General features: G+C 73.5%; 7 protein-coding genes. 2 read left to right on the plus strand and 5 right to left on the minus strand.

All coding sequences use genetic code 11. The features are described 5' to 3' along the window. The 5 genes from VGI02_RS22955 to VGI02_RS22975 all read right to left on the minus strand — a co-directional run. On the minus strand, nucleotides 1-1,380 hold a 1,380-nt coding region (locus tag VGI02_RS22955), incomplete at its 3' end, for a uracil-xanthine permease family protein (RefSeq protein ID WP_331631221.1). Further along, nucleotides 1,381-2,094: a TetR/AcrR family transcriptional regulator gene (locus VGI02_RS22960; RefSeq protein WP_331631223.1), complete on the minus strand. Its 714-nt coding sequence runs from the start codon at nucleotides 2,092-2,094 to the stop codon at nucleotides 1,381-1,383. It lies immediately after the preceding gene. A gap of 55 nt (nucleotides 2,095-2,149) precedes the next feature. Further along, a complete protein-coding gene (locus VGI02_RS22965; RefSeq protein WP_230740667.1) occupies nucleotides 2,150-2,341 on the minus strand; it encodes a ferredoxin in 192 nt (63 codons plus the stop codon). 49 nt (nucleotides 2,342-2,390) lie between these two features. Beyond that, complete coding sequence (locus VGI02_RS22970; RefSeq protein ID WP_331631225.1) at nucleotides 2,391-3,587, minus strand: cytochrome P450; 1,197 nt, start codon at nucleotides 3,585-3,587, stop codon at nucleotides 2,391-2,393. Between the two features lie 87 nt (nucleotides 3,588-3,674). Further along, the gene (locus VGI02_RS22975) at nucleotides 3,675-4,568 is read right to left on the minus strand and encodes a LysR family transcriptional regulator (RefSeq protein WP_331631227.1); all 894 of its coding nucleotides are present in this window, start codon (nucleotides 4,566-4,568) and stop codon (nucleotides 3,675-3,677) included. 311 nt (nucleotides 4,569-4,879) lie between these two features. Here VGI02_RS22975 and solA point away from each other — a divergent pair, with 311 nt between their 5' ends. Beyond that, nucleotides 4,880-6,079, plus strand: a complete 1,200-nt coding sequence (gene solA / locus VGI02_RS22980; RefSeq protein ID WP_331631229.1) for an N-methyl-L-tryptophan oxidase — start codon at nucleotides 4,880-4,882, stop codon at nucleotides 6,077-6,079. Further along, nucleotides 6,072-7,087: aromatic ring-hydroxylating oxygenase subunit alpha (locus VGI02_RS22985; RefSeq protein ID WP_331631231.1), on the plus strand; the 1,016-nt coding region annotated here is incomplete at its 3' end. The genes solA and VGI02_RS22985, both read left to right, overlap by 8 nt.

The raw sequence follows: 7,087 nt of genomic DNA on the forward strand, positions 1-7,087 counted from the left end.
GGCGCCGGGTCCGCCGCCACTGCCGCCCGGCGCGATCCGGCGCAGCGCGTGATATCCGACCACCACGACGACGGTGCCCAACGCGATCCCGCCGAGCTCCCCGCCGGAGAACGTGTACGTCACGTCGCCGACCCCGATGACGATGCCCCCCGCCAGCGGGACGAGCACCTCCGGCCGGGAGAAGTCGACACGGTTCTCCACCCAGATCCGGGCCCCGAGCAGGCCGATCATCCCGTAGAGCACGACGGTGATGCCGCCGAGCACCCCGCCCGGCGTCGCCGCGACGACCGCCCCGAACTTCGGGCAGAACCCGATCAGCACCGCCACGAGCGCGGCGACCCAGTAGGCCGCGGTCGAGTACACCCGCGTGGCGGCCATGACGCCGATGTTCTCGGCGTACGTCGTCGTGGGCGAGCCGCCCACCCCGCCGGCGACGGCCGTCGCGATGCCGTCCGCGGCGAGCGCCCGCCCCAGGTAGGGATCGAGATCCTCGCGGGTCATCGACGCGACGGCCTTCACGTGGCCGGTGTTCTCGGCGATGAGCGCGACGACCACCGGGACGACGACGATGATCGCCGTCGCGCTGAACGCGGGCAGGTGCAGGCCCGGGGCGTCGGGCGTGCCGAACGGCAGACCGATCCAGGGGGCGTCGGACACCGCCGAGAGGTCCAGCCGCGGGTGGGTGGAGACCACCCCGGAGGCGTTCGGGGCGGTGATCGGCCCGATCGTCGCGTCGAGCACCGCGGAGAGCACGTAGCCGACGACGAGCCCGATGAGGATCGCGAGCCGCCCGATCATCCCCCGCCCGGCCACGGCGACCACCATCACGACGAGCATCGTCAGCAGGGCGACACCCTGGTCCTGCGGCCAGTAGGTGCCCGCCACCACCGGCGCGAGGTTGAAGCCGATGAGCAGCACGACGGCGCCGGTGACCGCGGGCGGCAGGATCGCCGAGATCGCCCGCGCCCCGCCGAGGTGCACCGCGAGCCCGACGAGCGCTAGCACCACCCCGGTGACCGCGATCGCGCCGGTGACCTCCGCGCTGGTCCCCCCGTCGGCCCGGACCGCGGCGACGACCCCGACGAACGAGGCGCTCGTCCCGAGGTAGCTCGGCACGCGCCCGCGGGTCATGAGCAGGAAGAGGATCGTCGCGAGCCCGGAGAGCAGGATCGCGAGGTTGGGGTCCAGACCCATGAGCACGGGGAAGACGAACGTCGCCCCGAACATCGCGAGGACGTGCTGCAGGCCGAGCCCGACGGTGCGGCCCCAGCTCATCCGCTCGTCGGGACGCACCACCTCGCCCGGTCCGGGGGCGCGGCCGTCGCCGCGGAGGGTCCAGCGCAGCGGGTGCGGGTGCGACGGGGGCGCCGGAGTGGGCACTCAGGACTCCGCGGGGTCGGATCGGGTGCTCCCGGACGGGGTGGTCCCCGACGGGTGGGGTGGGGTGCAGGTGCCGGCGAGCCGGTCGGCGACCTCGCTGCGGGGCGGTGGCTCGAGAGCGGGCAGCGGGATGCGCCCGGGTTCGGCCGCGAGAGCGTCGAGGACGAAGGCGAGGTAGCGCGCCCAGCGGTCGGCGCGGACGTCCTCGCCGAAGGGTGCGGCGGTGGCCACGACCATCACCGCGGCGGCGGGCAGGTCCCGGGCCTCGGCGTCGTCGCGCAGCACGCCGGCCGCGCGGGCCCGGGTCACGAGGTCCTGCAGCGGGCCGATGAAACGCAGCGCGACCTCGGTCGTGAAGGCACCCGTGTCCTTGGCGGCGCGCAGGATCCCGCGCCGGTGCAGCAGCGCGCGGGCGATCTCCTCGACCACGCGGGCGACCGCGGCCCAGGGATCGTGGTCGGTGGCCGCCCCGACGAGCAGCGGCTCGACGGCCTCCTCGAAGTACTCCGCGAACACCGCGGCGACCAGTTCGTCGCGCCCGGCGAAGCGGCGGTAGAGCGTGGAGGGGCCGACGCCCGCGCGCCGGGCGACGTCCTCCAGCGGCACGTCGGGGCCGACCTGCTCGAACGCCTCGCGTGCCGCAGCCACGATCGCGTGGTGATTGCGCAGCGCGTCCGCACGCAGCGGCCGCGACGAGAGGCCGGACCCGGTCACGGGCGGCGACGCTAGCAGCGTCGGGCCCATGACCGGGCGTTTCCCGACATCGACGTCATTCTTCCAGTGACAACGCGCCGGACGGGCACGATCCGACGGCGTTGCGCGCGGCGTCGGCGTCCTTGCCCTCGGGGCTCTCCTCGAGCACGACGACGATCGCGTCGTCGTCCTGGTCGAAGACGTTCTCCGCGGCGAGCACGCAGTTGCCCGCCCCGATGCAGACGTCCCGATCGGCCTTGATCTTCATGGTGGGGCCTCCGGTGGTGGTCGGAAGGATGTGGTCGTGCGGGCCGATCTCACCAGGTGACCGGCAGGCTCCGCAGGCCGTAGACGACGGAGGCCGACCGGAAGCCCACGTCCTCGAACGGGATCGCCGGCGCCAGCCCCGGGAACCGGCGCAGCAGCGCCGGGAAAGCGGTCGCCATCTCCATGCGCGCGAGCGGCGCACCCAGGCAGTGGTGCACGCCGTGCCCGAACGCGACGTGGTGGCTGGCGGCGCGCCCGACGTCGAGCCGGTCGGGGTCCTCGACGAGCGCACGGTCGCGGTCCGCGGCGGGCAGGGACACCACGAGGACGTCGCCCGCCGACACCGCCTGCCCGCCGACCTCGGTGTCCGCCGTGGCGGTGCGGGGGACGCCGGTGTGCACCACCGAGAGGAAGCGCATCAGCTCCTCGACGGCGGGCGCGGCGGCCTCGGGGTCGTCGCGGACCAGCGCCGCCTGCTCGGGGTGACGCAGCAGGGCCAGCGTCCCGATCGCGAGCATGTTCGCCGTCGTCTCGTGCCCGGCGATGAGCAGCAGCGAGGCGATGCCGATGAGCTCGGTGCGGGTGAGGTCGTCACCGTGCTCGCGCACCAGCATGCCGAGCATGTCGTCACCGGGTGCGGCGAACGCGCGGTCGACCAGTTCGCCCATGTAGGCCCGCGACTCCATCGCGACCTTCCCGCGCTCCTCCATCGGACGGGTGAGGTCGAGCTGCGTCGCGGCGCGGCGGTGGAACTCGGCCCGGTCCTCGTAGGGCACCCCGAGCAGTTCGCAGATGACGAGGCTGGGCACCGGGAGGGCGAAGTCGGGGACGAGATCCGCGGGCGGACCGGCCTGTTCCATGGCGTCGAGGTGGGCGTCGACGATCTCGGCGATGCGCGGCTGGAGCCGGCGGATGCGCTTGACGGTGAACTCGCCGGTGAGCAGGCGCCGCAGCCGGGTGTGCTCGGGCGGGTCGAGCATCAGGAGGTTGCCCGAGCGCTGCTCCTCGGGCGTCGTCCCCGGCACCGGGATCACCGGCAGGCCGGCGCTGGAGAACCGGGCGGCGTCCCCGAGCACCTCGCGGGCGTCCTCGTACCCGGTGACGAGCCACGCCGGCCGCCCGATCGGGGTGGTGACGCGGCTCAGGCCCGGCTGCTCCCGGATCCCGCGCATCTCGGCCGGCGGGTCGAACCGCTCCCGCCGCATGTGCAGGGGCAGCGCCAGGGTCTCGGCGGTGGGGCCGGCCATGAGGACTCCTCGTCGTCGGAGGGACAGCCCGACCAGATCGACCGTAGCACTGAAAACGGAAGTGAGCTGTCAGATATCGGTGAGCTCTCAGGCCGTTCGCGCGCACTCCAGGGCGGCCTCGACGAAGTGGGCCACCGCAGGCGAGCGGTCCGTGCGCCGCCACGCCACCTGCAGCGCGATCTGCGGCACCTCCCCCTCCAACGGCAGGAAGGCGACGCCCGGCGGGCGCAGGTTGGCGTAGTAGGAGGGCTGCAGCGACACCCCGAGCCCGGCCGCGACGAGGCCGAGCTGGGTCTCGATGTCCGCGCCCTCCGCGACGATGCGCGGGCTGAACCCGTGGTCGAGGCAGTAGCGGGTGATGATGTCGAAGAACGCTCGCCCGAGCGGGCGCGGCCAGAGCACGAACGGCTCGTCGGCCAGGTCCTCGGGGACGATCGAGGTGCGGTCGGCCAGCGGATGGTCCGAGGGCAGGGCGGCGAGGAGCGGCTCGGAGACGAGGTGCTCGACGGACACCGTCTCGGTCGGTTCCGCCGCCCGCACCAGGCCGACGTCGAGACTGCCGTCGGCGAGCGCCACGAGCTGGGCGGCGGTGTCCTGCTGGCTCACCTCGAGCTGCAGGTCCGGGAAGTACGCCCGCACCGAACGCAGGATCCGCGGGGTGATCGAGGCGAGAGCGGTACCCACCGATCCGACGTTGAGGAGCCCGACCGCCCCGTTCGCCGCCTGCGTCACCAGCGACTGCGCCCGCTCGGCCTCGAAGAGCACCCGGGGCGCCGCGTCGAGCAGCACCCGGCCGGCGGGGGTGAGCTCGGTGGCCCGGCTCGACCGGTCGAACAGCGCCGCGCCGAGCGTCCGCTCGAGCGCGCGGATCTGCTGGGAGAGCGCCGGCTGGCTGACGTGCAGGCGACGGGCGGCGCGGCTGAAGTGGAGCTCGGCGGCCACGGCGAGGAACGTCCGCAGCTGCCGTAGCTCGAGATCCATGCCCACGATCGTGCCCTCCCGGGGCGAGGAGTGACGTCGATGACGCGCGAGCAGCGCCGGACGGTGACCGACGACGGCGTCGGGATCACCTGGTACCGCTGGGTCCCGGCGTAGCTCCGACTGGCCGAGTGGGCCCGCACGGCTGCGCCGACAACCACGGGCGTCCACTCGGCGGAGAGGGCCCCGACGATAAGGCCCGGCTTCTCACACCAGTGGGAGCACCGATCGTGGATTCGCACCGCGGCGACCCCTCCCCGACCAGGGTGGAAGGCACTCCAGAGAGTCCCCGATCAGGGAGCGCATCCGCTCACATGAATCGCGAACACCGTCTCGTCGTCGTCGGGTGCGGCGGCCTCGGTTCCGCCGCCCTCTACTGGCTCGCCCGCGCGGCCGGGAGCAAGGACGGTGCCGTGCTCGGGCTCGAGGCCCATCACCTCGGCCACGACCACGGCGCCAGCCAGGACCACAGCAGGATCATCCGCTTCGCCCAGCACCAGGACGCCTACGCCGCCCTCGCCCCCGCCGCCTACGACACCTGGCACGACGTCGAGCGCGTGTCCGGCCAGCAGCTGGTCACCGAGACCGGCGGGCTGGTGATCGAGGACAGTGGTGAGGCACGGGCGCGCCTCGATACCGGCACGCGGAACATAGACGGCTACCGCGCCGTCGCCGCCCGCCACGGCGTCGCGATCGAGGAGCTGGACGCGAACGCCGTCTCGGCGCGCTGGCCGCAGTTCCGCCTGGGCGGGAACGAGCGCGCGATCTACCAGCAGCGCTCCGGGATCGTCGACGCCCGCCGCGCGAACGCCACGCACATCGCCCTCGCCCGCGGGCACGGCGCCCACATCCGGCAGGACACCCCCGTCCGTGCGCTGCACCCCACGCGCGACCACGTGGAGGTCGTCACCGACGACGAGGTCTACCGCGCCGAGCAGGTCGTCGTGACCGCCGACGCGCGCACCAACGAGATCCTCACCGGCGTCGGGCGCGAGCTCCCGCTGACCGTGCTGCAGGAGCAGGTCACCTACTACGCCACCCCGAACCTCCTCGACTTCTCCCCCGAGAACTTCCCCGTGTTCATGTGGCACGGCGCGGAGAACTTCTACGGCTTCCCGGTCTACGGCGAGGTCGCGACGAAACTCGGCCAGCACATGGGCGGCCAGGAGGTCACGGCCGACTCGCGGACCTTCGAGGCGGACCCGCTGCGCCGCAAGCGCCAGGAGGAGTTCCTGGCCGACCACGTCCCTGGCTTCGGCGGCCCCGAGCTCTACACCAAGACCTGCCTCTACACGATCCCGCCCGACCAGCACTTCGTCATCGACACGGTGCCCGAGGCGCCGAACGTCCACGTCGCCGTCGGCGCGGGCCACGCGTTCAAGTTCGCGTCGCTGATCGGCCGGATCCTCGCCGAGCTCGCGACGGCAGGGCGCTCGAGGCACCCGATCGACACGTTCACCCTGGACCGGCCCGCCCTGCTCGACCCGCGCTTCGAGCGGCAGTTCCATGTCTGAGCCCACCCCGATGCGCTGGACCCTCCCCCAGCCCGCCTACACCGACCCGGACGTCTTCGCCGCCGACCTCGAGCACGTCTTCGCCCGGCACTGGACCTTCGCCGGCCACTCCTGCGAGCTCGGTCCGGGCGACTGGTTCCGCATCACCCTCGGACGCGACCAGGTCATCGTCGTGCGCGACCACGACGGCACGCTGCACGCCCACCACGATGTCTGCGCCCACCGGGGCTCGCGGGTCACGACCGCCGAGCGCGGCACCACGAAGGCGTTCGTCTGCCCGTACCACCAGTGGGTCTACGGCCTCGACGGCTGCCTGCGCTCGGCGCGGCTGATGGGCCAGAACTTCTCGACCGACGGCGTGCGGCTCGCCCCGGTCGCGGTGCGCGAGACCGCGGGCCTGGTGTTCGTCTGCCCGGCCGCCTCCTCGCCCGAGGAGGCCCCCGCGTTCGACGGGTTCGCCGAGGCCGCCGCCCGCCACCTCGGGCCGCACGGCCTGGCGGACGCGCGGATCGTTGCCCGCGACCGCTACCGGGTGGCCGCGAACTGGAAGACGCTGGTCGAGAACAACCGCGAGTGCTACCACTGCCGCGGCAGCCACCCGGAGTTCTCGCTGTCCAACTTCGAGCAGGGCACCCACGGCGACGTGCGGCCGAACCCGCGCTACGACTCCGCCGTCGCCGCGGCCCGCGCCCGCTGGGAGGTCCGCGGCCTCGCGACCGACGAGGTGAGCTTCCCCGGCGGGTCCTGGTACCGGTTCACGCGCCTCCCCCTGCGCGCGGGGTTCACGACGGAGACACTCGACGGCCGCATGGTCGCGCCCGTGATGGGCAGGCTCCCGGACGAGGACGTGGGCAGCCTGCGCGTCGTCGGGCTGCCGAACCTGTGGGCGCACGCGAACGCCGACTACGCGATGACGACCCGGCTCACCCCGATCGACGCGGGCACCACCGACGTCGAGGTGTGCTTCCTCGTCGACGCCCGGGTCGAGCTCGCGGAGGTCGACGTCGA

Origin of the sequence: Actinomycetospora sp. (assembly GCF_036497245.1) — a bacterium.
Taxonomy (GTDB): Bacteria; Actinomycetota; Actinomycetes; order Mycobacteriales; family Pseudonocardiaceae; genus Actinomycetospora.

Bases quoted from the DNA above. Each gene is read 5' to 3' on its own strand.
- VGI02_RS22975 (WP_331631227.1), bottom strand. From the start codon at position 4,568: ATGGATCTCGAGCTACGGCAGCTGCGGACGTTCCTCGCCGTGGCCGCC.
- VGI02_RS22970 (WP_331631225.1), bottom strand. From the start codon at position 3,587: ATGGCCGGCCCCACCGCCGAGACCCTGGCGCTGCCCCTGCACATGCGG.
- solA (WP_331631229.1), top strand. From the start codon at position 4,880: ATGAATCGCGAACACCGTCTCGTCGTCGTCGGGTGCGGCGGCCTCGGT.
- VGI02_RS22965 (WP_230740667.1), bottom strand. From the start codon at position 2,341: ATGAAGATCAAGGCCGATCGGGACGTCTGCATCGGGGCGGGCAACTGC.